The sequence below is a fragment of the Micromonospora sp. ALFpr18c genome, assembly GCF_008868155.1.
Lineage (GTDB): Bacteria > Actinomycetota > Actinomycetes > Mycobacteriales > Micromonosporaceae > Micromonospora.
The window spans coordinates 1-546 of the sequence record NZ_WBKR01000473.1 but is presented as its reverse complement, the minus strand read 5'-3'; the positions used below and the strand labels follow the sequence as shown (position 1 = coordinate 546).

Here is a 546-nt window from a genome sequence, read left to right as displayed (position 1 = left end):
ATCCGTTGAACTCTTTGGCGCGACACTGACGCGAGATCACCACACCCCAAGGAGCCACATGCTCAGCGACAAACAGCTTCTCGAACTCTTCGCCGACCAAATCATCCTCAACCCGTGGGCGGTAAGCATTGCTACCTTTCTTGAGAAGAACCGCCCCGATTTAGATGAAACTACATTCCGAAGGTGGTATTCGGGTGAGGTGCGGAGAGGCCAACTTCTCGGCAGTTGCTCGACTGATCGTCAAAATGCAATCGCCGGTTGGGTGAACGATGATTATAAAGTTCGTGATGTAATGGCGTATCTCGACCTCCCCCCCGGGTACTCCCCCAAAAAATTCGCAGATGATAAAAAAATTGCCTACACCACCTTTCGGGATATCCTAAAGAAGGGCACTGGTGTTGTCGATCCCAACAGTACGTCGAAGGGGAGGGGTAACGGGGTTGATGTCTGGTACAGGCTGGATGAGGAATATCAGCGCCGGCTGGGTCGCGGGCCTGTAGGTCGTGCGCCGAAGGGTTCAGTGGCGTCGCAGTCTCAGCACCCGCA

The 546-nt window shown here is 54.2% G+C and carries 1 protein-coding gene; it reads left to right on the top strand.

Annotated elements, in window-relative coordinates:
- Window positions 1–58: 58 nt before the first annotated feature.
- Window positions 59–546, top strand: a 488-nt coding sequence (locus F8271_RS31740; protein WP_151493437.1) for a hypothetical protein, incomplete at its 3' end; no start/stop codon positions are given.